The organism is Burkholderia sp. AU45251 (assembly GCF_030482905.1).
Lineage (GTDB): Bacteria > Pseudomonadota > Gammaproteobacteria > Burkholderiales > Burkholderiaceae > Burkholderia > Burkholderia aenigmatica.
In genome coordinates, this window is sequence record NZ_JAUJQH010000020.1 from 104,800 (window position 1) to 128,638 (window position 23,839).

At 68.4% G+C, this 23,839-nt stretch carries 20 protein-coding genes; 7 read left to right on the forward strand and 13 right to left on the reverse strand.

What is annotated here, in order from left to right; genetic code table 11:
- Positions 1 to 60: 60 nt before the first annotated feature.
- The 7 genes from guaD to QZM67_RS29715 form a co-directional block, all read right to left on the reverse strand.
- Positions 61 to 1,377 carry a guanine deaminase gene (gene guaD, locus QZM67_RS29685; RefSeq protein ID WP_175026327.1) on the reverse strand — a complete coding sequence of 439 codons (1,317 nt, stop codon included), beginning with the start codon at positions 1,375 to 1,377 and terminating at the stop codon, positions 61 to 63.
- A complete protein-coding gene (locus QZM67_RS29690) occupies positions 1,374 to 1,721 on the reverse strand; it encodes a hypothetical protein (RefSeq protein WP_175026326.1) in 348 nt (115 codons plus the stop codon). Before QZM67_RS29690 ends, guaD begins: the two co-directional genes overlap by 4 nt.
- Before the next feature lie 27 nt (positions 1,722 to 1,748).
- Entirely contained in the window at positions 1,749 to 2,774 is a 1,026-nt protein-coding gene (locus QZM67_RS29695) for an adenosine deaminase (RefSeq protein ID WP_301808809.1), read from the reverse strand.
- A gap of 18 nt (positions 2,775 to 2,792) precedes the next feature.
- Positions 2,793 to 3,803, reverse strand: a complete 1,011-nt coding sequence (gene xdhC / locus QZM67_RS29700) for a xanthine dehydrogenase accessory protein XdhC (protein WP_089450119.1) — start codon at positions 3,801 to 3,803, stop codon at positions 2,793 to 2,795.
- Between the two features lie 671 nt (positions 3,804 to 4,474).
- On the reverse strand, positions 4,475 to 4,987 hold the full coding sequence (locus tag QZM67_RS29705; protein ID WP_043181818.1) for a disulfide bond formation protein B: 513 nt from the start codon (positions 4,985 to 4,987) through the stop codon (positions 4,475 to 4,477).
- A 139-nt stretch (positions 4,988 to 5,126) separates the two neighbouring features.
- Positions 5,127 to 6,503 carry an amidase gene (locus QZM67_RS29710; protein ID WP_301808811.1) on the reverse strand — a complete coding sequence of 459 codons (1,377 nt, stop codon included), beginning with the start codon at positions 6,501 to 6,503 and terminating at the stop codon, positions 5,127 to 5,129.
- 6 nt (positions 6,504 to 6,509) lie between these two features.
- The gene (locus QZM67_RS29715; protein WP_301808836.1) at positions 6,510 to 7,190 is read right to left on the reverse strand and encodes a GntR family transcriptional regulator; all 681 of its coding nucleotides are present in this window, start codon (positions 7,188 to 7,190) and stop codon (positions 6,510 to 6,512) included.
- A gap of 286 nt (positions 7,191 to 7,476) precedes the next feature.
- Here QZM67_RS29715 and QZM67_RS29720 point away from each other — a divergent pair, with 286 nt between their 5' ends.
- Complete coding sequence (locus QZM67_RS29720) at positions 7,477 to 8,667, forward strand: gamma-glutamyl-gamma-aminobutyrate hydrolase family protein (protein ID WP_301808812.1); 1,191 nt, start codon at positions 7,477 to 7,479, stop codon at positions 8,665 to 8,667.
- A 115-nt stretch (positions 8,668 to 8,782) separates the two neighbouring features.
- Positions 8,783 to 9,475: a DUF2968 domain-containing protein gene (locus QZM67_RS29725; RefSeq protein ID WP_301808814.1), complete on the forward strand. Its 693-nt coding sequence runs from the start codon at positions 8,783 to 8,785 to the stop codon at positions 9,473 to 9,475.
- 78 nt (positions 9,476 to 9,553) lie between these two features.
- Here the strand turns inward: QZM67_RS29725 and QZM67_RS29730 are convergent, their stop codons facing one another.
- Complete coding sequence (locus tag QZM67_RS29730) at positions 9,554 to 10,498, reverse strand: hypothetical protein (protein WP_301808816.1); 945 nt, start codon at positions 10,496 to 10,498, stop codon at positions 9,554 to 9,556.
- A gap of 350 nt (positions 10,499 to 10,848) precedes the next feature.
- On the opposite strand from QZM67_RS29730, the gene QZM67_RS29735 reads away from it, so the two are divergent.
- The gene (locus tag QZM67_RS29735; RefSeq protein WP_301808818.1) at positions 10,849 to 12,144 is read left to right on the forward strand and encodes an MFS transporter; all 1,296 of its coding nucleotides are present in this window, start codon (positions 10,849 to 10,851) and stop codon (positions 12,142 to 12,144) included.
- An 84-nt stretch (positions 12,145 to 12,228) separates the two neighbouring features.
- Here QZM67_RS29735 and QZM67_RS29740 read toward each other — a convergent pair whose 3' ends face one another.
- The gene (locus QZM67_RS29740) at positions 12,229 to 14,139 is read right to left on the reverse strand and encodes a tetratricopeptide repeat protein (protein ID WP_301808819.1); all 1,911 of its coding nucleotides are present in this window, start codon (positions 14,137 to 14,139) and stop codon (positions 12,229 to 12,231) included.
- A 58-nt stretch (positions 14,140 to 14,197) separates the two neighbouring features.
- Here QZM67_RS29740 and QZM67_RS29745 point away from each other — a divergent pair, with 58 nt between their 5' ends.
- Positions 14,198 to 15,841: an FAD-dependent monooxygenase gene (locus QZM67_RS29745; protein WP_301808822.1), complete on the forward strand. Its 1,644-nt coding sequence runs from the start codon at positions 14,198 to 14,200 to the stop codon at positions 15,839 to 15,841.
- Positions 15,842 to 15,849: 8 nt separating this feature from the next.
- On the opposite strand, the gene QZM67_RS29750 is transcribed toward QZM67_RS29745, so the two are convergent.
- The 4 genes from QZM67_RS29750 to QZM67_RS29765 are packed head-to-tail and all read right to left on the reverse strand — an operon-like array spanning position 15,850 to position 21,155.
- Positions 15,850 to 16,101: a formate dehydrogenase subunit delta gene (locus QZM67_RS29750; protein WP_043181836.1), complete on the reverse strand. Its 252-nt coding sequence runs from the start codon at positions 16,099 to 16,101 to the stop codon at positions 15,850 to 15,852.
- Between the two features lie 7 nt (positions 16,102 to 16,108).
- On the reverse strand, positions 16,109 to 19,060 hold the full coding sequence (gene fdhF / locus QZM67_RS29755; RefSeq protein ID WP_301808825.1) for a formate dehydrogenase subunit alpha: 2,952 nt from the start codon (positions 19,058 to 19,060) through the stop codon (positions 16,109 to 16,111).
- Positions 19,061 to 19,077: 17 nt separating this feature from the next.
- Positions 19,078 to 20,658: an NADH-quinone oxidoreductase subunit NuoF gene (locus QZM67_RS29760; RefSeq protein ID WP_301808827.1), complete on the reverse strand. Its 1,581-nt coding sequence runs from the start codon at positions 20,656 to 20,658 to the stop codon at positions 19,078 to 19,080.
- The gene (locus tag QZM67_RS29765; RefSeq protein ID WP_043181841.1) at positions 20,655 to 21,155 is read right to left on the reverse strand and encodes an NAD(P)H-dependent oxidoreductase subunit E; all 501 of its coding nucleotides are present in this window, start codon (positions 21,153 to 21,155) and stop codon (positions 20,655 to 20,657) included. The genes QZM67_RS29760 and QZM67_RS29765 overlap by 4 nt, the downstream gene beginning before the upstream one ends.
- 131 nt (positions 21,156 to 21,286) lie before the next feature.
- On the opposite strand from QZM67_RS29765, the gene QZM67_RS29770 reads away from it, so the two are divergent.
- The 3 genes from QZM67_RS29770 to QZM67_RS29780 all read left to right on the forward strand — a co-directional run bounded on the left by QZM67_RS29770 (position 21,287) and on the right by QZM67_RS29780 (position 23,495).
- Positions 21,287 to 22,393, forward strand: a complete 1,107-nt coding sequence (locus QZM67_RS29770; protein WP_301808828.1) for a substrate-binding domain-containing protein — start codon at positions 21,287 to 21,289, stop codon at positions 22,391 to 22,393.
- Between the two features lie 101 nt (positions 22,394 to 22,494).
- Positions 22,495 to 22,764, forward strand: coding sequence for a hypothetical protein (locus QZM67_RS29775; protein ID WP_043181843.1), 270 nt, complete (start codon positions 22,495 to 22,497; stop codon positions 22,762 to 22,764).
- Positions 22,765 to 23,141: 377 nt separating this feature from the next.
- Positions 23,142 to 23,495, forward strand: coding sequence for a DUF4148 domain-containing protein (locus QZM67_RS29780; RefSeq protein WP_301808830.1), 354 nt, complete (start codon positions 23,142 to 23,144; stop codon positions 23,493 to 23,495).
- Positions 23,496 to 23,839 lie beyond the last annotated feature (344 nt).

Below are 23,839 nucleotides of genomic sequence, written 5' to 3' on the forward strand. Positions count from 1 at the left end.
GTCCCGGCACGCGCGGCGGCGAATGCCCGCGCGTGCCGGGACGAGCCCTCGGGCAGGTCGTTACGCGGCAGGGCGGCGTGCCGCGCCGCGCTCGTGGACGAGTTTGCCGGCCGCATAGGTGCGGTACACCGCGCGGTCGTCACCGAGCAGCGCGAACGCGAACAGCAGCTCCTCGAGCGAATCCGCGCGTTTCGTGCGGCGCGCGAGCAGCGGCGTGGCCTGCGGATCGAGCACGACGAAGTCGGCTTCGGTACGCGGCGCGAGCGTGCCGACCGTATCGGCGAGGTCGAGTGCCTGCGCGGCGCCGGCCGTCGCGAGCCAGAACATCCGCGTCGCGGTCAGGTGGTGGCCCGACAGCCGCGCGACCTTGTGCGCTTCGTTCATCGTCTGCAGCATCGAGAACGACGTGCCGCCGCCGACGTCGGTCGCGAGCGTGACGGGCACGTCGTATTCGCCGGCCTTGTCGAAATCGAACAGCCCGCTGCCGAGGAAGAAGTTCGACGTCGGGCAGTGCGCGACGACGGTGCGCGTCTCGGCCATCCGGCGGCGGTCCTCGTCGTCGAGGTGGATGCAGTGGCCGTACACCGCGCGCGGACGCAGCAGCCCGTAGCGGTCGTAGATGTCGAGATAGCTGCGATGGCCGGGGAACAGCTCGGCCACCCATTTCACCTCGTCGACGTTTTCCGCGACGTGGCTCTGCACGAACACGTCCGGATGACGGCGCGCGAGTTCGCTGCACGCCTCGAGCTGTGCCTCGGTCGACGTCGGCGCGAAGCGCGGCGTGAGCGCGTACATCTGGCGGCCCTTGCCATGCCAGCGGCCGATCAGCTCGGCGCTGTCGTCATAACCCGATTGCGCGGTATCGCGCAGGAATTCGGGGCAGTTGCGATCCATCAGCACCTTGCCCGCGATCATTCGCAGGTCGCGCGCGTCGCTCGCGGCGAACAGCGCATCGGCCGACTGCTTGTGCACCGTGCAGTAGACGAGCGCGCTCGTCGTGCCGCACGCGAGCAGTTCGTCGACGAAGAAGTCGGCGACTTCGCGCGCATGCTCGGGATCGCCGAACTGGCGCTCGGTCGGGAACGTGTACTTGTCCAGCCACGGCAGCAGACCCGGTGCCGGCGACGCGATCATGTCCGTCTGCGGATAGTGGATGTGCGTGTCGATGAAGCCGGGCACGATCAGCTTGTCGCGCAGGTCATGGACGATCGCGTCGCGCGCGAGCGTCGCGGCGAGCTGCGCGTACGGGCCGGCCGCGACGACCTTGCCGTCGTCGACGATCAGGAGGCCGTCGGTCTCGTAGTTCGCGGCCTGGCTCGATTGCGCCGGGTCGCCGTTGAAGGTCAGCAGTTGGGAACGAAAAGCGGTTTGCGTCATGACGAATGGTCCTGCATCAAGGTAAGGCGAACAGAAGAAAACGAGCGACGCCGCACGAGGGCGGGATGGCGCCTGGCGAGCGGGTGCGGCACGCTGCGTGCCGCACGACCGGATGCGATGGCGCGGGCGAACGTGGCGGCCGAAGCCGCCAGCGAGTGGTTGCCGGCGGGCCTCGCAGCCATTGCGCTCGCGACCGGTGCGGCGGCGAACGAAACGGCAAACCGCGACGGCCGGCATGTGCGCGCGACGACGAACGGTGCCGTCGCCGCGCAGGCACGCGCGCGACCGCTTCGGCACGAGGCCGAACCGGTGGTCGCGAAGCGGATGCCGTTGCCGTGTTTCATCTGTCTAGCGTTCCTCGATGCCGGCCGTCACGCGGCGTGCCAGTACGCGTCGAGGCGCGCGAACAGCGCGTCGCGCTGCGCCGGTTCGATGAACGACGCCTCGAAGCCGTTGCGGATCACCGCATGGACTTCGGCATCCGTGAGCTGCAGCCCTTCGGCCGTCGCGAAGTAGTTTTCGTTGACGTAGCCGCCGAAATAGGCCGGATCGTCGGAGTTGATCGTCACCGCGACGCCGCGATCGAGCAGCGCCTTCAGCGTGTGCTTCGCCATGTCGTCGAACACGCACAGCTTGAGATTCGACAGCGGGCAGACGGTGAGCGCCGTGCGCGTTTTCGCGAGGCGCTCGACGAGTGCCGCGTCCTCGATGCTGCGCACGCCGTGGTCGATCCGGTCGACCTTCAGCACGTCGAGCGCTTCGTAGATGTACGCGGGCGGGCCTTCCTCGCCTGCGTGCGCGACGAGCTTCAGCCCGAGCGCGCGCGCCTTCTCGAACACGCGCGCGAACTTGGTCGGCGGATGGCCGAGCTCGGACGAGTCGAGGCCCACGCCGATCAGGCGATGGCGATAGCGCTCGAACAGCGGCAGCGCGGATTCGAACGTCGCGAGCGCGTCCTCTTCGGACAGGTGGCGCAGGAAGCACAGAATCAGCTTGCTCGACAGCCCGCGTTGTTCGGCATCGGCGAGTGCGCGTTCGATGCCCGCGACCACCGTCTCGATCGGCACGCCACGCTCGGTGTGCGTCTGCGGATCGAAGAACAGTTCGGTATGGACGACGTTGTCGGCGAGCGCGCGTTCGCAGTACGCGGTCGTCATGTCGTAGAAATCCTGCTCGGTCAGCAGCACGCTCGCGCCGGCGTAATAGATGTCGAGGAACGACTGCAGGTCGGTGAACGCGTACGCGGCGCGCAGCGCGTCGATCGAGTCGTACGCGAGCTTCACGCCGTTGCGCTGCGCGAGCGCAAAAATCAGTTCGGGCTCGAGCGAGCCTTCGATATGGATGTGCAGCTCCGCTTTCGGCGCGCGGGCAATCTTGTCCTTGAATGTCGGGGTCATGGCGTCGTTCTTGGTCGGTCAGTAGGTAGGGGAAGCCTGCGCGGACGCGTTCGCGTTTGCCTCGACGGCCTGCAGCAATTGCGCAGCCACCGAGATCGCGATTACTTCGGGCGCCTTGTCGATGATGCCTTCGACACCGATCGGGCAGCGCATCCGCTCGACCTGGGCCGGGTCGATGCCGATGGCTGCGAGGCGATGATCGAACTGCACGCGTTTTGCGTGCGAACCGGTCATCCCGAAGTACGCATAGTCGCCGCGCCGCAGGATGCGCTCGGCCAGCACGAAATCGAGTGCGTGGTCGTGCGTCATCACGACGAAGTAGGACTGCGGCGGCGCTGCGTCGACCGCGTCGGCCGGGGCGGCGGCCGCTTCGATCGCGAGGTTGCCGATGCCGGCGAGCACGTCGGCCGGCGGGAACACCGCATCGGGCCCGTCGATCCAGCGCACGTGGCACGGCAGCGTCGCCAGTATCTTCACGAGCGCGGTGCCGATGTGCCCGGCGCCGAACAGCACGACGGGGAATGCATACGGCGCGATCGTTTCGGTCATCAGCGACACGCCGCCGGTTTCCCACAGCAGGCAGTCGGCACGCGCGGCTTCCGATTCGGGCTCGCTCAACAGCGGCGCGCCCGGCGAGGGGCCGAATGATACGCTACGGACGGTCGCGGCGCCGGCCGCGACACGCTTCGCGAGCGACATGATCCAGCCGAGATCGCCGACGTCGAGCCGCTCGAACGCGAGCACCACGGCGCCGCCGCAGCACTGGCCGAGGCTCGGGCCGAGCGCGAGCCGCTCGAGCCGGCGCGCGTGCGGCACGTGCGCGCCATCCTTCAGCAGGTGCCGTGCGATCTCGATCGCCTTCCATTCCAGATGACCGCCGCCGATCGTATGGCGAGCCGTGTCGCGCGTGACGAGCATCTTGGTGCCGGCTTCGCGCGGCGCGGAGCCGTCGGTGTGCGCGACCGTCACGAGCACGGCCGCTTCGCCATGCGCGAGCAGTTGCTGCAGATCGCCGAGCCAGGCTTCCATCAGCACGCTCCGTTCGGGACGACGCGGCACGACACGCGGCGCGGGCTGGCGGGCGTGGCGGCAACGATGACGGACGGGAGCGGGGCGGGCCGGCCGCACGGCCGATGCGGTGCGGCGGCAGCGCGCGGACGGCGCGCGCGGACGGCACCGCCGGATGGGCGGACGCCATGAGGGTGACGGATGCGGATGGTGTGCGTTGTCATGATGAATCCAGTCGACATTGCGGATCGGGCGCGCGTTACGCAGGGGTGGTGAGACCGCCTGGCCTCGCGCACGTAGATCGCCATCCAGTCCCGACGATAGCACCGCAAGGCGACGGGAACATCGCGGGGCGGTGATTCGGGCTATCAGGAGGCGATCATGTCGATCATAGGCCCGCCGCGCGGGATCGGGGCGCCGACGCATGCACGCCGGGCCGAAACGCACGCGTGGCGGGGCTGGGCGCGGAAGTCGCGCGATGCGCGTTCGCCCGGATCGCCGGGCGGCGGCGGAGTAGGTGTTTACGCGGGGCCGGCTAGGCAGGGCCACCTGGGTGGAGCCGTCCGGGCGCGGCTGCTCGGGTGCGGCCCGCCGGGTTGGGCCGGCGGGTGCTCCCGGGCCGGGCGGTCACCGGTCGGCGGTGTGCGGCCCGGGCGAGCGGGCCGCGCGCAGGCCGGTGCGAAACCGGCTGGTCACGCCACGAGCTTGCGGCGATGACGCCAGAGGCTCGCGACGACGGCGATCAGGATCGCGGCGAAGCCGATCAGCGACCAGCCGGGCAGCAGGATGCCGAAGATCGGCGGATAGACGGTCTCGCACAGCCCGGCGACCTTGAACATGCCGGGGAACCACTGCGCGGGCGGCAGGCTGTCGACGATCGGCTGCAGCGTGTCGAAGCCGCAACTGAAGCCCGGATTCATCTGGATCGACAGATGCCGGGCGGCCGTGCCGACACCGCCGGCCGCGGCGATCGCGATCAGCAGCTCGAGCACCCAGACGCCGCGCCAGTTGCGGATCCCGGCGGCCAGGAACGCGAAGATCCCGATCGCGCAGAAGAAGTAGCGCTGGATGATGCACAGCGGGCACGGATCTTCGTTCTTCACGTACTGCAGGTAAAGCGCACCGGCCAGCAGGGCGATGCACACCCATCCGAGCAGCATCAGCAGGCGGCGTTCGCGGCGGATGGCGAGCGTGTAGTCGTTCATGTCGGCGGGGTTCCTCGTGGGTCGGTCCGGAAAACAATCGCGCGATTTTAGCGCGAACGGTCTGGCACGAAACTGACAGCGCGCGTGCGGCAACCTGCCGCACCGCGCGCGCTGTCCGCCGGCGGTCGATTGGCTGCGGTCAGCGGATCGTGTTCAGCACGGCCTCGACCGCCTGGCCGATCGCGAGCAGCGCGTCGTCGCGATGCGGTGCGGCCGCGAGCATCAGCCCGACCGGCGCGGCATCGCGCGGATGGCAGGGCAGCGACAGCGCGCACGCGTCGAGGAAGTTGAACGCGCTCGGGTTGCGCAGGATCAGCGCGTTGGTGCGCGTGAACGCGGCGTCGTCCGCTTCGAGTTCGGCGATGCGCGGCGGCACGACCGGCACCGTCGGCGCGACGAGCGCATCGAAGCGCGACCAGACCGTATGCGCGGCTTCGTCGAGCATCGCCGTGCGCGCGGCGAGCAGGTCGAGATAGTCGGCCGCGCTCGCGGGTTCGCCCTTCAGGATCCGCGTGAGCACGCGCGGGTCGTATTGGTCGCGGTGCTTGTCGAGCAGCGGGCGATGCCACGCATAGGCCTCGATCGGCGAGAAGCCGAAGCGGTTGATGTCCGGTAACCGGTCGAGTGCCGGAAAGCGCACTTCCGTGACGATCGCGCCGGCGGCTTCGAGATGCTTGAGCGCGGCGTCGAGCGCGGCTGCGACGTCGGCATCGACGCCATCGGTCACGTAGTTCGTCAGCACGCCGAGCCGCACGCCTTCGAGCGGCCGGGCGGCCGGCACGTGCGGTTCGAGGCCCGCGAGCATCCGGTCGACGAGCGCGCAGCAGGCGACCGTCAGGCCGATCGGGCCGAACGAGTCGAGCGTCGTCGACAGCGGCACGCCGCCTTGCGTCGGGATCCGGCTCGCGGTCGGCTTGAAGCCCGTCAGCCCGCACAGCGCGGCCGGAATGCGGATCGAGCCGCCCGTATCGGTGCCGAGCGCGACCGCGGCCATCCCGTCGGCGACCGATGCGGCCGCGCCGGACGACGAGCCGCCGGAAATCCGCGCGTCGCCCGGCACGTCGCGGTGGTACGGCGAGCGCGGATGGCCGAAGTGCGGATTCAGCCCGAGCCCCGAGAACGCGAACTCGCTCATGTTGGTGCGGCCGACCAGCACCGCGCCCGCCCGCTTGAGCCGCGCGACGGCGACCGCATCGGTGTGTGCGGCCGGTGCGCCGTCGAGCACGCGCGAACCGGCGCGCGTCACCTGGCCGGCAACGTCGAACAGGTCCTTGACCGACACGGGAATGCCCGCGAGCGGCGACAGCACGGTGCCCGCGGCGCGCAGCCGGTCGTGCGCGTCGGCCGCCGCGCGCGCGTTGTCGGCATCGACTTCGGTGAAGACGACCGCACCCTGGCCCGACGGATCGGTGATCCGGTCGAGCGCGGTGTCGACGAGCGCGCGGCTCGTGGTCCGGCCGGCGGCGAGGTCGGCGGCGAGCTGGGCGAGCGGGGGGAAGGGCGTGAAAGTGGTCATGGCGGCTCAGGGACGGAGATGTTGAAGAAGCGTGGAGCGGAACGAATCGATATGGCTTTCGACGGCTTTACGCGCGCCGGCGGCGTCGCGCGCGGACAGCCGATCGAACAGTTCGCGATGCTCGTGCTGGACGTCGGCGAGATGGTGCGGTTCGGACAGCGTGACGAACCAGAAGCGCAGCGAGCGCTCGTGCAGCGCGCGCAGGATCTCGGCGAGGACCGCATTGCGCGCAGCCGCGGCGATCGCCTGGTGGAACGCGCGATCGAGTTCCATCATGCCCTCGACGTCATGTGTGTCGACGCAGGCCTGTCCGTCGTCGAGCAGCGCTGCCAGGCGGGCGAGATCGTCGGGCGTGGCATGGCGCGCGGCGAGTTCCGCGCAGTGCGCCTCATTGATGCGCCGCACGTCGATCACCGCGACGATGTCGTCGAGCGACAGCGGCTGCACCATCAATCCCTTGCGCGGCATCACGGACAGCAGCCCTTCGAGCACGAGCCGATGGACGGCCTGATGCACCGGCGTGCGGCCGATCCCGGTGCGCGCGACGAGGTCGGCTTCGTTGAGGGCGGCGCCGGGCTTCAGACGCATCGTGATGATGTCGCGCTGGATCAGCGCGTACGCGCGGTCGGCGAGGCTGGCCGCCGGTGCGGCGGGCCGGTCGCGGGTGACGTCGGTCAGGGCATTCATGCGGGAGGCGGCGCGGTGGCCGGGCGGGGCGCGATCATGGCGCGGGAGACCGGGAAGCGTGAGCGATGTCTGGATATTATTGTGATATATCACTGGTGTCCAGTACCGACCACACGGCATTGGCGTCACGCGCTCGCGCACGTGAACGCGGACGCGCCCCGGCGCGGTTTGCCGCCAACTTGCAACAATATCGACAGGATGTTGCAGGTTTGCCGCTCGATCGTGCGCTGAAGCATAATGAATCCTCGTTTATCCATACGCGTGAGCGACGTACCAGACCATCGTCATGAACGAACACACGCCTTCCCCGGCCGGTCTGCCCGGCACCTCCTCCGTTTCTTCCGATTCTCCCCGTACCGATCCGGCGAAAGCGCCCGATGCGCCGGCAGCCCAGGCCGCTGCGCAGCACGTCGCTGCGGACGGCGCGTCGCCGGTGACGGCTGCGTCCGAGCCGGGCGCGCCCGGTGCCAAGGGTGCCGCCATCGATGGCGCTGCCGCTGCCGCGCCGCCGAAGCATGGCACGCCACCGCCGGGGTTCGGTGCACAACCCGACTTCGACACGCCGCGCCCGCCGCCCGCGAGCGCGCAGAATGCGCCGCCGGCCTATCTGAAGCAGAGCGACACGCCGTGGTCGGTGTTCGGCCGGATCGTGGCCGCGCGTGCGCGCCGGCTGTTCGACCGTGCCGGCCAGCGCATCACGCAGCGCACGCTGCGCATCGGCGTGTCGGCGCGGATCTTCCATCCGGAACCGGGTGCGAAGGGGCTGCGCGGCAAGACGCTGCAGTATCTCGAGGAATCGATCGCCCACTGGGTGATGTCGCGCGACGTGCTCGTGTTCATGATTCCGACCGTCGGCCACCAGGGCATGATTCACCCGAGCAACATCCGCCTGCGCGATTACGCGAAGCATCTCGACGGCCTGCTGCTGCAGGGTGGCGCGGACGTATCCCCGCAAACCTACGCCGCATCCGACGCACGCCCTGAATGGCCGGGCGATCGCGTGCGCGACATGTACGAACTCGAGCTGCTGCACGAGTTCGTCGAATCCGGCAAACCCGTCCTCGGCGTGTGCCGCGGCTGCCAACTGATCAACGTCGCGTTCGGCGGCTCGCTGTACCAGGACATCGCCACCGATGTGCCGACCGCGAATGCGCACGTGAGCGAGCATTACGACCAGCATCGTCACGCGATCCGCTTCCCGGATTCGTCGACGCTCGCGAGCATGTTCCCCGGGCGCAGCGAAGCGATCGTCAACTCGATCCACCATCAGGCGATTCGCGATCTCGGCCGCGATCTGAACATCGAGGCCGTGTCGGCCGGCGACGGGATCATTGAAGGCATTCGCCATCGGCGTTCGCCGTTCGTCGTCGGCGTACAGTGGCACCCCGAGTTCCATCGTGCCGGCGGCTCGGAGCTGCTCGACTGCACGCCGCTGCTCGATGCGTTCCTGCGCGCGGCGCGTGAAACCCGCCTGTAGCAAGCGACATTCTCCGCGTCGCAAGAGGACCGGCCGCATCCCGATAAATTCGAGATGCGGCCGTTTCGTTTTGAACGATAATCGCGAGTTCCGATTCGTTCGCCGGAGTCTGACGTTGGCTTTCCGAAATTTTTCCCCTGCACGATGCGCAACGTGGATCGTTGCGCTGGCTGCCTGCGCGCAAGCGGGCCTGGCCTGGTCCGCCGACGCGACTGCGCCTGCCGCCGGCACGCGTCCGGCGGTCACGAGCCTGCGCGGCGACCCGGCGGCAACCAGCGTGGCTGCGATGGATGCGTCCGCACAAGGCAATGTCGCCGAGCTGACGCAGATGCTGCACGATGGCCGGATCGTCGAGATGCGCACGACGTACAACGGTAGCTACGGCGCGAGCCTGATGTTCGACCCGCGCGAGATGACGTACTACGTCGCGCTGTTTCAGGACAAGCAACTGTGGCGTGTGATCCGGTCGCAGGAGAAGAGCCGTGCGGAGATGGTGTACGCGAACTTCGTTCAGCAGACCGTACAACTTGCCGACATCGAGATCCGTCGAACCGAGCTGGAGGCACAGAAGGCGTTTCTCGAGCGCGTGATCGCGCTGCAGGCGAATCGTGCGCAGCAGTTGCAGGCCGACCTGAGCGTTGCGCGCAGCCAGCAGGCCGAAGTTGCGCAGCGGCAGCGGTCGGCGCAGGAGCAGGCACAGGCGCTGCAGGTCGAGAAGCGGGCTGCGCAGCTGCAGCTGCGCGATCTGCAGGAGCAGGTGCGACAGCTCGAGAAGCAGACCGAGACGGGGCTGCCCGCGCACAAGTAACGATTCGTCAGAAGGTCGCAGAGAGACGAGCAAAACCCGGCGAAGCGAGCTTCGCCGGGTTTTTTTATGGTGCGGCTGTCAGCGTGCGAACGCGTCCGGTGTATCGGTCAAGCGGCGGTGGGACAGTTGCGTCGTCCAGTCGAAATTGACGAGAGGGCGCGTGCGTTGCGCGGGCTGGCTGCGTAGCGCGCTTGCCATCGCGATCAGCGTGAGCGGATCGTCGAGCGTGTCAGGTGAATTGGCGATTGCGCGCGGCGCGGTCGCGAGCCGATCGCGTGCCCGGGTGTCGACCGTGTTGCTTCGGATCGGTGGACGCGCAGCCAGTCGCGGCATGGTCGCGGGCCGGGCCGGTGCCGCCGTCTCGCGCTTGCCGTTCGAACGGGGCAGCGATGCAGTGGTCGTGTGCGGTACGCCGGACGTTGCCTTCGGACGAAGCGATGCCGGACGACGCGTGACGGGGTGCGAGGCCGGCGGCGATTCGGCCGTTGTCGCGACTGGCGCGGCCATCTTGCGCTGCGGTGGCGTGCCCGTCGACGGACGCGGCTGAACCGTGGCGATTTGCACGGTGCCGGACGACGACGTGGCGTGATCCGGGACGCCGCCCGCCGTTTGAATCGCGTAGGCAGGCCCGAACTCCACAGGCGGTTCATGTGCGGCAATCAGCCAGCCGATGATGCCGAGCGCGCCGATGCTCCAGCAGATCGCGTACCGCGCACGCCGGTCGCGAAAGCCGCCGGCGGTATGGCGGGAACACCGTCCCGCAGCGGCAGACAGTGCAACCGACGGCCCGATATGAGTCGGGGCCGACGCGGCTACGGGCAGCGGCTGCCAGTGGCACGCGCGGTGCGGCCGGCTGACGTCGATGCAGGACGTCGCCAGTGTCGCGACGCAGTGCTTGCCGGGCTGCGCACCGGGTGCGTCGCGAAAGATCCAGTCGCGGCCGAACGACGGCACGTGATCGAGCGGCGCGACGCGTGGGCGGGCGAGCGCGCCTGCAACGGGGACGAGGTGCGATGGGGTCATAGGGCGGTGCGCCACGCGACACGGGCAACCGTGCCGGTGCGGCGCGGAACTGTCATTGCAAATCTAGACATTGTGGTCAGCCGGCGAAGGCCGGTCGATCAGATCAATCTGATTTTTGCTTCCGTTTCGGGCTGACTCGTACGAGGAGAATGCCGCGACGGCAACCGCAGGGGCGACACAAGGCAAATGTCGGGTTGGCGTGGCATGATGCGCGAACCATGCCGGTGCGCGCGTCGCTGCGCGGCGCGCCGCCGGCGGGCAGCGATGCCCGCGTGCGGCGGCCCGGCGCCGCGTGCGTCGGCGGATCCATGCGGCGCGGATTCGCGCCATCCGAGCTGAGCGAGAAACCCATGTCCACTGCGTCACACGCCATCGCGCAGGAATCGAAATTCCGCACCGTGTTCCGGGTCGTCAGCGGCAACTTCCTGGAAATGTACGACTTCATGGTCTACGGCTATTACGCGTCGGCCATCGCCAAAACCTACTTTCCGAGCGGTAATTCATTCGCGTCGCTGATGCTGTCGCTGTCGGTGTTCGGCGCGGGTTTCCTGATGCGGCCGGTCGGCGCGATCGTGCTCGGTGCGTACATCGACCACCATGGCCGCCGCAAGGGGCTGATCCTGACGCTCGGGCTGATGGCGCTCGGCACGCTCACGGTGGCCGCGATACCCGGCTATGCGACGATCGGCGTGCTCGCGCCGGCGCTCGTGCTGCTCGGCCGGCTGCTGCAGGGCTTTTCGGCGGGCGTCGAACTCGGCGGCGTGTCGGTCTATCTGTCGGAGATCGCGACGAAGGGCCACAAGGGGTTCTATACGTCGTGGCAGTCGGGCAGCCAGCAGGTGGCCGTCGTGTTCGCCGCGTTCGTCGGCGTGCTGCTGAACCGCCTGCTGCCGGCCGAGGAGATGACCGCGTGGGGCTGGCGCATTCCGTTCCTGATCGGCTGCCTGATCGTGCCGTTCCTGTTCCTGATCCGTCGTTCGCTGAAGGAGACCGACGAGTTCCTCGCGAAGCGTCATCGTCCGACGATGGGCGAGATCATGCGTTCGATGCTCGACAACTGGGGCGTCGTGGTTGCAGGCATGGGGATGGTGATCATGACGACGGTGTCGTTCTACATGATCACCGCCTATACGCCGACCTTCGGCAAGGAAGTGCTGCACCTGTCGTCGCTCGACGCGCTTGTCGTGACCGTCTGCGTGGGGATTTCCAATCTCGTGTGGCTGCCGCTGTCCGGCGCGTTGTCCGACCGCATCGGTCGCCGCCCGGTGCTGATCACGTTCACCGTGCTGACGCTGCTGACGGCTTACCCGGCCGTGCTGTGGCTCGTCGGCGATCCGTCGTTCCTGCGGCTGCTCGCGGTCGAGCTGTGGCTGTCGTTCCTGTACGCGTCGTATAACGGGGCGATGGTCGTCGCGCTGACCGAAGTGATGCCGGCCGACGTGCGCACGGCCGGTTTCTCGCTTGCATACAGCCTGGCGACGACGATCGGCGGCTTCACGCCCGCGATCTCGACGCTGCTGATTCATCAGACCGGGAACAAGGCGGCGCCGGGGCTGTGGTTGAGCGTCGCCGCGATTTGCGGGCTGATCGCGACGCTCGTGCTGTATCGCACGCCGGAGGCGCGCAACCAGTACAAGGCGGCCTGAGCGTCGCCCGTCTATCGCGCGGCGCCGGCCGCACGCATCGCATTGAAAAAGGGAGCGCGCCGCGCTCCCTTTTTTCGTCTGCGTTCAGGCTTCGCGCAGCATGCCGGCAACTGCGGCCGCCACATCGAGCCATTGTCCAGGCGCGGGCTGGCGGGCGAGTCGGGCCTGCGGATACCACGGGCAGTCGTCGCCGGTGAACCAGCGCCAGTCCGGCGCGAACGGCAGCATGACCCACAGCGGCTTGCCGAGCGCGCCGGCGAGGTGCGCGACTGCCGTATCGATCGTGACGACACCGTCGAGCCGCTCAACCAGCGCAGCCGTGTCGGCAAAGTCGTTCAGCCGGCCGTCGAGCCGATGCACGCGCGGATGCGCGTCGACGCGCGCGCGTTCGTCGTCGTCGAGTGCGGGCTGCAGCACGATCCAGTCGATGTCCGGCAGCGCGAGCAGCGGAGCAAGCGCGTCGAACGGCATCGAGCGGTTTTCCTGCGCCTGCCGGCGCCCCGACCATGCGAGGCCGAACTTGCGTTTCGACTGCCCGCCGAGCGAGCCGCGAAAGCGCCGGCCGGCGCCGTCGGGGGCATCGAGGTAGCGCGAGCCCGCGACGATGTCCTCCGTCTGAAGCCCGAGCAGGAACGGCAGGCTCATCAGCGTGCATGCGATATCCGCGGCAGGTGCTTTCGCGCTGCCCTGTGCGACGAGCGTCACGCGCCAGCGCGACGCGGCCGGCGCCAGCAGCGTAACGAGTTCTGGCTGGATTTCGAGCACGACGCGCGCGCAGCGTGCGCGCGCGAGCGGCACGAAGCGGATGAACTGCAGCGTGTCGCCGAAGCCCTGTTCCGCGCGGATCAGCAGCGTGCGCGACGCAATCGGCTCGCCCTGCCAGCGCGGCAGCGTGCCGAGCGGCGTCGCGCCCGGCGTGTCATGGCGCGCTTCATAGGCAGGCAGCCCGCGCGTGAAGTCGCCGAGCGTGAGCAGCGTGACCGCGCGGTGCAGCCGGGCCAGCGTGAGATCGGGCGCGACGCGCAGCGCCTGGTCGAATGCGCGCAGCGCCATCTCGTGCGCACCGAGCGCGTGATGTGCGTTGCCGAGGTTCAGCCAGGCGAGGCTGAACGATGGATCGAGACCGACCGCACGCTCGTAGTAGGGCAGCGCGTCGCGGTGGCGGGCCTGCGCGCTCAGTGCGTTCGCGAGGCCGAACAGCGCGAGCGGAAACGGCGGATGCAGCGCGAGCGCGGCTTCGAACGCGGCGGCCGCCTCGGCATGCCGGCCGACCGCATCGAACGTGTTGCCGAGATTGAAGTGTGCGGCGACGAAGCGCGGCTGCGCGGCGATCGCGGCCTGGAAGTGCGCGATCGCGTCGTCGGCGCGGCCCATCGCGTTCAGCGCCATCGCGAGGTTGTTGTGCGCCCCCGCATGCCCGGGCCGCAGCTCGAGCGCGCGATGGAACGCGGCGAGCGCGTCGTCGTGGCGGCCGAGCGCGTTCAGCGCGTTGCCGAGATTGTTGTGGATCGACGCATCGTCGGGCGTGAGCCGGAGCGCGCGGCCGAACGCATCGATCGCATCGTCGTGGCGCTGCAGTGCCGCATACGCGTTGCCGAGGTTGTAGTGCGCAAGCGGAAATTCGGGCGCGAGCGTCAGCGCATTGCGAAAGCGGTCGACCGCTTCGTCGAGCCGGCCGAGCGCCTTCAGCGCGTTGCCGAGATTGAGCTGCAGCGCGGCATCGTCCGGACGCAGCGCGACGGCGCGGCCGACGAGATCGGCTGCCTCGGCGTGCTGGCCCTGCTGGTGCCGCAGCACGCCGAACAGATGCAGCGCGTCGGCGTCGGCGGGGTTGGAGGCGAGCGCGTTGCGATAGCCGTGCTCGGCCTCGGCGAGGCGGCCCGCGCGGTGTGCGGCATACGCCCGTTCGAATGCGGAATCCATGACGCGAAAACTGACGGAAAGCGCGTATTTTCCCACACCGCGCGGCGGTGCCGCTCGTTTGCCGATCGGCATATGGCCCCGTCACCGGGAGCGGCGTAGACTTGCAGGATCGCGTGTCATCGAGGTTCTCATGGCTGACACACTGCCCGATATCCGGCCCGTGCTGATCGTCGGCGCAGGGCCGACCGGCCTTGCCGCGGCGATGAGCCTCGCGCGAGCCCGCGTGCCGGTGCGCATCATCGATCGGCTCGCCGCGCCTGCGCCGCATTCGCGCGCGATCGGCATCCAGGCGCGCACGCTCGAACTGCTGGAGCAGCATCGCGCGGTCGAACCGTTTCTAGCGCTCGGCCATCGTGCGCATGCGGCCGCGCTCCATGCCGACGGCCGCGTGATCGCGCGGCTCGATTTCGATCCGCTGCAAACGCGTTATCCATACCTGCTGTTTCTCGACCAGGCCGTCACCGAGCGCCTGCTTGCCGAGCACCTGGCCCGGCTCGGCGTGACGGTCGAGCGCGGCGCGACGCTGACCGCGTGCGACGCGGGCGGCGCGTCGCTCGACGTGTCGATCCGCCGCGCCGACGGCCGCGACGAATCGTTCGCCCCGTCATACCTGATCGCGGCCGATGGCGCGCACAGCACGGTCAGGCATCTGCTCGGCCTGGGCTTCACCGGGCATGCGTTCGAACAGACTTTCCTGCTGGCCGATTTCGCGGCGATACCCGACTGGCCGGACGAGGAGATCCACCTGTTCACGACCCCCGAAGGCATCGCCGGCCTGTTTCCGATGGGCGGCGGCCGTTACCGGCTCGTGGCCGACCGGCCACCCGGCAGCGACGCGTCGCCCGATGCGCCGACCCCGTCGCTCGCGGAATGCGACGCGATCGTGCGTGCCCGTGCCGGTGCGTCGATTTCGCCGAGCGATCTCGCGTGGTCGTCCTATTTTCACCTGCACAGCCGGATGATCGACCGGCTGCGTCACGGCCGCGTGTTTTTCGCGGGCGACGCCGCGCACGTCCACAGCCCGGCTGGCGCGCAGGGCATGAACACCGGCATCCAGGAAGCCTTCAATCTCGGCTGGAAGCTCGCGCGCGTGCTCGGCGCGGGCACGCCCGAGCGGCTGCTCGACACGTATCACGCGGAACGTCATCCGATCGAGCGCGACGTGTTGCGGCAGACCGGTTTCGTCACGCAGATCGTCGAAGCCGAGCGCGGCGCGATGAAGCTGCTGCGCGATCACGTCGTGCCGGTGCTGGCTTCGTTCGGGCCGATGCGCGACGCGGTGCGGCGCACGGTCAGCGAGCTCGGCGTGCAATACCGGAAGAGTCCGCTCACGCTCGAGCGCGTGCTCGACGGCGGGCCGCGCGCAGGCGAGCGGGCACCCGACGCACGCGTGCGCGTGCTCGACGGGCCGCTCGGCCAGGCGCCCGGAACGGCGCGGCTATACGACCTGCACGATCCGGCGAGCTTCACGTTGTTGCTGCTGGAAGAGCCGGCGAACGCCGACGCCGGCACGGTGTCGCCGATACCGGCCGATGCGCAGGCGCTCGTGCAGGGGCTCGAACGGATCATGCCGGATGCGGTGCGATTCTGGCGCGTCACCGATGCCGAAGGCGGTGATGGCGCGCTTGTGCAGGAATACGGCCGCTCTCGGCCGTCGTTTTACCTGCTGCGGCCCGATGGTTATGTCGCCGCGCGCGGGCGTACGGCGACCGACGCGAACGCGCTGCTGCGCCACTGCGAAAGCTGGTTCGCGGGCATGTCGCGATCCGCGTAGCGGTGCGGTCAGGCGCTCGCCGCGGCAGGCACGAGCGACGCGCGATGCACGGCAATCGCATCGCGCACGATCGGCGCCGCGCGTTGCGCGGCCTCGCCCGACGGGTCGTCGAGCGCCGCCAGAAACGCGCGGCGCATCCGCGGTTCCCAGAAGCGCCGGATGTGGTCGGCGATGCCGGTCAGCGCTTCGTCGCGATCGGGCATCGATTCGAAGAATGCGCCGATCTGGTTCGCCATGTCGATCAGGTGTCGGTGGTCCATCGTGTCCTCACTTGCCTGTCGTCACGGTTGCGGTCGCGGCCGCGCGGCGCTCGAGCAGGTCGAGCTGTTCCGCGTTGAAGCGCGCGTACGCCTGCTGCCAGTCGGACGGTTGCGCGACAGGCAGCACCTGTACGGCCGTCACCTTGTACTCGGGGCAGTTTGTCGCCCAGTCCGAGCTGTCCGTCGTGATCACGTTCGCGCCCGATTCGGGGAAGTGGAACGTCGTGTACACGACACCCGGCTGCATGCGTTCGGTCACGAGCGCGCGCAGTACCGTCTGCCCCGCACGCGATTCGATACCGACCCAGTCGCCGCTGCGGATGCCGCGATCCTGCGCGTCGTGCGGATGGATCTCGAGGCGGTCCTCCTCGTGCCACTGCACGTTCTCGGTGCGGCGGGTCTGCGCGCCGACGTTGTACTGCGACAGGATGCGGCCCGTCGTCAGAATCAGCGGATAGCGCTGCGTGACCTTCTCCGGCGACGCAATGAACTGCGTGATCACGAACTTGCCCTTGCCGCGAACGAATGCGTCGATGTGCATCGTCGGCGTGCCTTCCGGCGCATGCTCGTTGCACGGCCACTGGATGCTGCCGAGCGCGTCGAGCTTCGCGTACGACACGCCCGAGAAGGTCGGCGTGAGCCGCGCGATTTCGTCCATGATGTCCGACGGATGCGCATAGTCCATCTCGTAGCCGAGCGCGCGCGACAGCATCAGCGTGACTTCCCAGTCCGCGTAGCCCGCGAGCGGCGGCATCACCTTGCGCACGCGCGAGATGCGGCGTTCCGCGTTCGTGAACGTGCCGTCCTTCTCGAGGAACGACGAGCCGGGCAGCAGCACATGCGCGTACTTCGCGGTCTCGTTCAGGAAGATGTCCTGCACGACGATGCATTCCATCGCCGACAGTGCGGCCGCGACGTGTTGCGTATTCGGGTCCGACTGGACGATGTCCTCGCCCTGGCAGTAAAGCCCCTTGAAGCTGCCGTCGAGCGCCGCGTCGAACATGTTCGGGATGCGCAGCCCCGGTTCCGGTTGCAGCTTTGCCGACCACGCTGCCTCGAACTGCGTGCGCACGATCTCGTCGCCGATGTGCCGGTAGCCGGGCAGCTCGTGCGGGAACGAGCCCATGTCGCACGAGCCCTGCACGTTGTTCTGGCCGCGCAGCGGATTGACGCCGACGCCTTCGCGGCCGATGTTGCCGGTCGCCATCGCGAGGTTCGCGATGCCCATCACCGTGGTCGAGCCCTGCGCGTGTTCGGTCACGCCCAGCCCGTAATAGATCGCGGCATTGCCGCCCGTCGCATAGAGGCGCGCGGCTTCGCGTACCCGCTCGGCCGGCACGCCGGTCACGTCGGCGGTCGCTTCGGGCGAGTTGTCGGCACGCGACACGAAGTCGCGCCACTGCTCGAATGCGCGCGGCTCGCAGCGCTCGGCGACGAACGCGTCGGCGACGAGCCCTTCGGTGACGATCACGTGCGCGAGCGCGTTGACGATCGCGACGTTGGTGCCGGGGCGCAACTGCAGGTGGTGGGTGGCCTTCACGTGCGGGCCGTCGACGACGTCGATGCGGCGCGGGTCGATCACGATCAGCTTCGCGCCTTCACGCACGCGCCGCTTCAGCCGCGAGCCGAACACCGGGTGGCCGTCGGTCGGGTTCGCGCCCATCACGACGATCACGTCGGCCTGGCCGACCGACGCGAACGTCTGCGTGCCGGCCGATTCGCCGAGCGTCGTCTTGAGGCCATAGCCCGTCGGCGAATGGCACACGCGTGCGCAGGTGTCGACGTTGTTGTTGCCGAACGCGGCGCGCACCAGCTTCTGCACGAGGTAGGTTTCCTCGTTCGTGCAGCGCGACGACGTGATGCCGCCGATCGAGTCGCGGCCGTACTTCTGCTGCAGCTTGCGGAATTGCGTTGCCGCGTAGGTGAGCGCTTCATCCCAGCTGACTTCGCGCCACGGGTCGGTGATCTTCTCGCGGATCATCGGCTTCGTGATGCGGTCTTTGTGCGTGGCATAGCCCCACGCGAAGCGTCCCTTCACGCACGCGTGGCCCTCGTTCGCGAGGCCGTTCTTGTGCGGCGTCATGCGCACGACCTGCGAGCCCTTCATCTCGGCCTTGAACGAGCAGCCGACGCCGCAGTACGCGCAGGTCGTGACGACCGAGTGTTCGGCCTGCCCGAGTTGCACGACGGATTTTTCCTGCAGCGTGGCGGTCGGGCACGCGGCGACGCACGCGCCGCACGACACGCACTCCGATGCCATGAACGATTCGCTTTCGCCCGCGGCGACGCGCGATTCGAAGCCGCGTGCGGCGATCGTCAGCGCGAACGTGCCCTGCGTTTCCTCGCAGGCGCGCACGCAGCGGTTGCAGACGATGCATTTCGACGGGTCGTACGTAAAGTACGGATTCGACTCGTCCTTTTTGTCGCGCAGATGATTCGCGCCGTCGAAGCCGTAACGCACCTCGCGCAGCCCGACGACGCCTGCCATGTCCTGCAGCTCGCAGTCGCCGTTGGCGGGGCAGGTGAGGCAATCGAGCGGATGGTCGGAGATGTACAGCTCCATCACGTTGCGACGCAGCGACTGCAGCCGGTCCGATTGCGTGCGCACCTTCATGCCCGCTTCGGCAGGCGTCGTGCACGACGCCGGATAACCGCGCCGGCCTTCGATCTCGACGAGGCACAGCCGGCACGAGCCGAACGGTTCGAGCGAATCGGTCGCACAGAGCTTCGGGACGTTGACGCCGGCTTCGATCGCCGCGCGCATCACCGACGTGCCGGCCGGCACCGTGACCGGCTGGCCGTCGATTTCGAGCGTGACGTCGGTATCGGCATGCCGTTGCGGCGTGCCGTAGTCGGTATCGTCGAACGGGTCGCTGGCACGCGCCTGCGCGGCGCTCTTGCACGCGCATTGGCCCGAGCCGCAGCCGCCTTGGCGGACGTTGTTCGTGTCGAGGGACATGCAGGGCTCCTTCTGGGTCAGGCCGCAGCCTTGACCGGACCCGCCGCGGCATCCTTGCCGGCGGCGAGCCCGAAATCTTCGGGGAAATGGTCGAGCGCGGACAGCACCGGATACGGCGTCATGCCGCCCATCGCGCACAGCGAACCGGCCAGCATCGTGTCGCACAAGTCGCGCAGCAGCGTGACCTGTCGTTCCGACGTGTCGCCGTGGCGGATGCGCGCGATCGTCTCGACGCCGCGCGTCGACCCGATCCGACACGGCGTGCACTTGCCGCACGACTCGATCGCGCAGAACTTCATCGCGTATTCGGCGAGCTCGGCGAGGTTCGACGTGTCGTCGTGCAGCACGATGCCGCCATGACCGACGACCGCGCCGATCGCCGTGTAAGCCTCGTAGTCGAGCGGTACGTCCCACTGATGGTCGGGCAGGTAAGTGCCGAGCGGGCCGCCGACCTGCGCGGCGCGAGCGGGCCGGCCGCTGGCCGTGCCGCCGCCGAAGTCGAACAGCAGCTCGCGCAGCGTGACGCCGAACGCGAGTTCGACGAGACCGCCGTGACGGATGTTGCCTGCGAGCTGGAACGGCAGCGTGCCGCGCGAGCGGCCCATCCCGTAATCGCGATAGAACGCCGCGCCGCGCGCGAAGATCACGGGCGCTGTCGCGAGCGTGATCACGTTGTTGATGACGGTCGGCTGGCCGTACAGGCCGGCGAGCGCGGGCAGCGGCGGTTTCGCACGCACGACGCCGCGCTTGCCTTCGAGCGATTCGAGCAGCGCCGTTTCCTCGCCGCACACGTATGAGCCCGCGCCTTTTGCGACGTGCAGCTCGAACGCATGCGCGGAGCCGAGCACGTGCGCGCCGAGCCAGCCGGCTTCGCGTGCGCGGACGATCGCCGCTTCGAGCGTGGCGATCGCGTGCGGGTATTCGCTGCGCACGTAGATGTAGCCGACCGTTGCGCCCGTCGCGATCCCCGCGATGATCATCCCTTCGATCAGGCAGTACGGATCGCATTCCATGATCAGGCGATCGGAGAAGGTGCCCGAGTCGCCTTCATCCGCGTTGCAGACGATGTATTTCTGCCGGGCGCTCGCCTGCCGGACCGTGCGCCACTTGATGCCGGCCGGGAACGCTGCACCACCTCGGCCGCGCAGCCCTGATTCGATCAGCGTTTCGCACGCGGCATCGCCGTCGAGCGCGAGCGCGTTCTTCAGGCCGGCGAGGCCTTCGTATTGCAGGTAGTCGTCGATCGACAGCGGATCGGTCAGGCCGATGCGCGCGAACGTGAGGCGTTGCTGGCGCGCGAGATAGGGCAATGCGTCGACGAGGCCGACGCCGCTCGGATGCGCGCCGCCGTCGAGCCAGCCGGCATCGAACAGCGCCGTCACGTCGGCGGCCGACAGGTTTGCGTAGCCGACGCGGCCGGCGGCCGTGCCGACCTCGACAAGCGGTTCGAGCCACAGCAGCCCGCGCGAGCCGTTGCGGATCAGTTCGATCGCAACACCGCGCCGCTCGGCTTCCGCGACGATCGCGGCCGCGAGCGAGTCGGCGCCGAGCGCCAGCGCGGACGAATCGCGCGGGACGTAGATGCGGGTCGTCGTCATGCGGCCTCCGGAGCATGGGCGACTGCGTCGGCCAGCAGCGCGTCGAATTTCTCCGGCGTGACCTTCGCATGCAGCACGCCGTTGACCGTCAGCGACGGCGATTGCGCGCACAGCCCGAGGCAGTACACCGATTCGAGGGCGACTTCGCCGGGCGCATGCGCATCCGCGGCGGCGTCGTGCGCCGCGTCGAACCGGCACCCCGTGCGCGCTTCCGCATGCGCGGCGAGCGATTCGCAGCCCATGCTGCGGCACGCTTCGGCGCGGCACATCTGGATCGTCACGCGCGCGGGCGGCGCGGTGCGGAAGTGGTGGTAGTAAGTCAGGACGCCGTGCACTTCCGCGCGCGACAGGTTAAGCGCCTTCGCGAGCGGGGCGACGCAGCCCGGCGGCACGTAGCCCGCGTCGTCCTGGATCGCGTGCAGGATCGCGACCAGCGACTGGCCGGCGCGCGCGTGGCGCTCGACGAGCGCGTCGGGCGCGTGGGAGTTCGGGGACATCGGTTATGCTCCTCCAAAGTCTCATATGCGCATGGACTTCATATAGTGCGCATTGCGGCTTCGTTCTGATTGATTTTGACCAACGATAAGCGGAAGCTTTTACGGTCGCAATAGGAAATCGGAGTGCATAATTGATTCGAATCGAATGCGACGCGTATCTGACCGTACGCGACACGGAAGGCCGCACCGCCAGCCTGTCGGATCTCGCGCCGCTGCTGGAACTCGTGGCCGACACGGGCAGCATTGCGCAGGCCGCGCAAGCGAAAGGGCTGTCCTACCGGCACGCGTGGGGCATGCTGCGCGCGCTGGAGGCGTGCATCGGCGGGGAACTGATCGAAACCGCGCGCGGCAAGGGCTCGACGCTGTCGGCGCTCGGGCAGGCGGTCGTCGATGCGCAGCGCCTCGCGCGCAGCCGGCTCGACGGGAACCTGCGCACGCTGGCGGCCGAAGTGGCGAGCGACCTGAATCGTCGGCTCGCGCAGCGTGATGGCGCCGTGCGCATCCACGCGTCGCACGGCTACGCGGTCGCGACACTCGTATCGGCGCTCGTCGATGCGCAGGCGGCTGTCGACATCAAGTACCGCGAGAGCGTCGAGGCCGTGCAGGCGCTTGCCCGCGGCGAGTGCGACCTGGCCGGCTTCCATCTGCCGCGTGGCGCGTTTCGCGCGCAGTGCGCACAGATCTACCGGCCGTGGCTCGACGATACGCGCCATGTGCTGATCCACCTGACACGGCGCCAGCAGGGGCTGTTCGTTCCGCGCGGTAACCCGAAGCAGGTTCGCGGGCTCGCGGATCTCGCGCGCAATGACATCCGCTTCGTCAACCGCCAGCCGGGGTCGGGCACGCGCATGCTGCTGGATCTCGCGCTGCGGGCGATCGGCATCGATCCCGAGCGCATCGACGGCTATGCGTCGGCCGAACTCACGCATTCGGCGATCGCGGCATTTGTCGCGAGCGGGATGGCCGATCTCGGCTTCGGCGTCGAGCCTGCCGCCCATCATTTCGGTCTCGATTTCATCCCGGTCGTCGACGAGGACTATTACTTCGCGTGCGAACGCGCGCAGCTCGACGCGCGGCCGCTTGCCGGCGTACTGGCGCTGCTGCGCGACGTGCGTTTCATCGAGCGCGTCGCGCATCTCGACGGCTACGATCCGGCCGCATGCGGATCGCTGACGAGCATCGTGACGGGGCTGGCCGGCGGCGAGGGCGCGGGCTTGCCGGACGGCAATTCCCGGTAACGCGGGCGCGATCGAACCGCGATGCAGCAGTGGGGGATTTGCGCTACGCTTGCCGCTTGATCAACGTTCCAACAAGCACGCCGTTCAAGCGTCATCCCGCCATGAAATTTTCCGTTCCCCTCGCCGCGGCAGCGTTGACCGCGGGGCTGCTGGTCACTGTTTCGCCGTTTGCGCTCGCGCAGAATTCTCCTGGTGTGCCCGGCGGTATCCTGAGCGAACAGTTTCGCCTGAACGAACATCCGCAGATGCCGTTCGCGGCGTCGGCGCCGTCGCAGAAATACCAGAGCGGCAAGAAGTCGGCCTTGCGTCGCAAGGGCGACTTGGGCGATCCGAGCGGCTGCAACCTGAAGTGTCCGATGGATAGCCGGTAACACGGCGGACGGGTGCGCCCGCACGGCGGTCATGCTGTACCGGTTCGATGGCGCGCGTTGCGCCTGCGCACCGGACTGACCGGCTGACCGGCAACTGCAGGATCCCGTGCGATTTCGATTCTGTCCGAGCCCCGCGAAGCGTTGCCGCTTCGCGGGGCTTTTTGCTTTCCGGCGAATCTTCATGCGATTCGATGTCGGGCGATGTCTGCGTGTGCGCATCGCTGGCCTGGCGGGGGTTTAGGGTTAACCCGTAAATCAGGAAGGATGTCTTCCTGAAACCTGCCTTATTCTTAAGCATCCGCCTACATAAACTTCGGGTTGTCAGCGATGAACAAGGTGTTCACCGCGAACACAGACAAATCTGGAGGTAGGTCATCATGAAGTCGCTCGTTCAAGCTGTTGTTGTTGCTGCCGCTCTCGTTGTCCCGGTCGTGTCGTTCGCCCAGTCGGGTTCGACGATCACCCGCGCACAGGTTCGCGCTGAACTGGTCCAACTGCAGCAGGCAGGTTACAACACCGCTCGCGGCGAAGACCCGCATTACCCGGAAGCGATCCAGGCTGCAACGGCGCGTGTTGCAGAGCAGCAGCGCGCTGCGCTGGCGCAAGCGCAAGGCGCCGATGCCAGCGGTTACGGTGCACAGGCGCAGGGCGCATCGGCATCGGGTTCGCGTGCAATGGGCGTGCGCCCGGCCACCGCTGAAGAAATGAAGTCGCTGTATCGCGGCAGCTAAGCCGCGTATCGCCCGGTGTGCGTGAATGCCGGGTGCGACGACACGTCGCGCCCGGCGCCGCAGCACCCGGGCTGGCCGCTGCCGCGCAATCGATGATTGCGCGGGCGCGGCAGGACATCCGTCACCTCCTGTCGCCGGAAGCCCGGCGGCATTCCGCCCGGCCCATCCGTGGCTGGGCGCTTTTTCGGCAGGAGAGGGACGCATGCGTTTCGCCGGCAACAAAAAAGTGCCGGTGTCAAGTCTTTCGCGCAAATCACGCAGGGCTTGAAACCGTATATGGGACAGTAGGTTAGCTCTTTTCGGGGCCGCTTTGCAGAACCGCGGCTTCGTCGGCTAGGAGCCAC

Coding starts and splice junctions, on each gene's coding strand:
- QZM67_RS29775 (WP_043181843.1), top strand. CDS start 22,495: ATGAAATTTTCCGTTCCCCTCGCCGCGGCAGCGTTGACCGCGGGGCTG.
- QZM67_RS29715 (WP_301808836.1), bottom strand. CDS start 7,190: ATGAATGCCCTGACCGACGTCACCCGCGACCGGCCCGCCGCACCGGCG.
- QZM67_RS29735 (WP_301808818.1), top strand. CDS start 10,849: ATGTCCACTGCGTCACACGCCATCGCGCAGGAATCGAAATTCCGCACC.
- QZM67_RS29730 (WP_301808816.1), bottom strand. CDS start 10,498: ATGACCCCATCGCACCTCGTCCCCGTTGCAGGCGCGCTCGCCCGCCCA.
- QZM67_RS29720 (WP_301808812.1), top strand. CDS start 7,477: ATGAACGAACACACGCCTTCCCCGGCCGGTCTGCCCGGCACCTCCTCC.
- guaD (WP_175026327.1), bottom strand. CDS start 1,377: ATGACGCAAACCGCTTTTCGTTCCCAACTGCTGACCTTCAACGGCGAC.
- QZM67_RS29705 (WP_043181818.1), bottom strand. CDS start 4,987: ATGAACGACTACACGCTCGCCATCCGCCGCGAACGCCGCCTGCTGATG.
- QZM67_RS29750 (WP_043181836.1), bottom strand. CDS start 16,101: ATGGACCACCGACACCTGATCGACATGGCGAACCAGATCGGCGCATTC.
- QZM67_RS29765 (WP_043181841.1), bottom strand. CDS start 21,155: ATGTCCCCGAACTCCCACGCGCCCGACGCGCTCGTCGAGCGCCACGCG.
- QZM67_RS29745 (WP_301808822.1), top strand. CDS start 14,198: ATGGCTGACACACTGCCCGATATCCGGCCCGTGCTGATCGTCGGCGCA.
- fdhF (WP_301808825.1), bottom strand. CDS start 19,060: ATGTCCCTCGACACGAACAACGTCCGCCAAGGCGGCTGCGGCTCGGGC.
- xdhC (WP_089450119.1), bottom strand. CDS start 3,803: ATGGAAGCCTGGCTCGGCGATCTGCAGCAACTGCTCGCGCATGGCGAA.
- QZM67_RS29740 (WP_301808819.1), bottom strand. CDS start 14,139: ATGCCGATCGGCAAACGAGCGGCACCGCCGCGCGGTGTGGGAAAATAC.
- QZM67_RS29760 (WP_301808827.1), bottom strand. CDS start 20,658: ATGACGACGACCCGCATCTACGTCCCGCGCGATTCGTCCGCGCTGGCG.
- QZM67_RS29710 (WP_301808811.1), bottom strand. CDS start 6,503: ATGACCACTTTCACGCCCTTCCCCCCGCTCGCCCAGCTCGCCGCCGAC.
- QZM67_RS29780 (WP_301808830.1), top strand. CDS start 23,142: ATGAAGTCGCTCGTTCAAGCTGTTGTTGTTGCTGCCGCTCTCGTTGTC.
- QZM67_RS29690 (WP_175026326.1), bottom strand. CDS start 1,721: ATGAAACACGGCAACGGCATCCGCTTCGCGACCACCGGTTCGGCCTCG.
- QZM67_RS29695 (WP_301808809.1), bottom strand. CDS start 2,774: ATGACCCCGACATTCAAGGACAAGATTGCCCGCGCGCCGAAAGCGGAG.